At 35.2% G+C, this 1,127-nt stretch carries 1 pseudogene; it reads left to right on the top strand.

Going from position 1 to position 1,127, the window contains the following annotated elements:
• Nucleotides 1–900, top strand: a pseudogene (locus F6K49_RS51715) (IS630 family transposase); the annotation flags it as partial.
• Nucleotides 901–1,127: the final 227 nt, after the last annotated feature.

Genomic DNA, 1,127 nt, shown 5'->3' with positions numbered 1-1,127 from the left:
AAGGCTCAAAAGGATACCTTAATCAAAGCGATCGGACTTCTATAATTGAGTGGTTAAGAAGTCAAAATCAGATAGATTTAAGTAAACTAGAAAATTAGATAGAAGATAATTATGGCATCAAATTTCCGTCAAAACAGAGTTACTATGATCTCTTTAAAGAGGCAGGGATGAGTTGGAAAAAAACTCAAAAAAGGAACCCAAAACGAGATCAAAAACAGGTAGAAATACGACATCAAGAAATCTGTGATTTATTAGAAGAAAATCGTGAAGATATAGAGACTGGAAAGCTTGTGGTGTATTTGATTGATGAATGTCATCTGTTGTGGGGAGACGTTTGTGGTTATGGGTGGGGATTGACTAAAAAAGCGATGCAGCGCGGTCTTGGGGGTTTCCCCCATGAGCGACTGCATCAAGACAAGGTTAGAAATTCCCATGACTAATGAACGGGATCGTCAGACTTATTATGGGGCTTTAAATTATCAAACTAAGGAGTTTATTGTCCGGGAGTATAAGCAAGGTAATTCTCAAAATACAGTGTTATTTTTGAAATTTTTAAGAGAACTTAATCCAGGAAGTAGATTGTTGATTATTTGGGATGGAGCTAGTTATCATAAATATAAAGAAATGAAGGAGTATCTTAGGGAAGTCAATCAAGATCTAGACCCTTTTCAGCGACCCGTTCACTGTGAAATTTTAGCCCCTAATGCTCCTGAACAAAATCCGGTTGAAGATATTTGGTTAAAAGCTAAAAATTTCTTGAGAAAATTTTGGTATAAATTACGGTCATTTGCCTTGGTAAAGTGGTTATTTACTTTTTTTATTCAAAGAGAAGTGTTTGAGTTTAATAAACTTCATAAGTATGGTGTTTTTCAAAAAAAAATAGAGGTAATAAACCCTTAATTAAGGCAGAGTTATTTTTACGAATCATTTAGGACTGCTATATAGGATTATATGCTCAAAATTGGGTCAGTTTTAGAGATGAGTGTATTAATTTAGTACGGGAATTAATGAGACGTGGGTCGTAATAAACGGAAGTATTATTTACGAGGAATGAGAGCTAGATCGCTTGCCCTGTCTGCTTTATAACTATTTTCGTCGCCCCCCCAGGATGAGAGGTCAAATTTTAA

This window comes from Moorena sp. SIO3I6 (assembly GCF_010672095.1).
The sequence above is the reverse complement of the archived record's forward strand: the minus strand, read 5'-3'. Positions and strand labels throughout refer to the sequence as shown.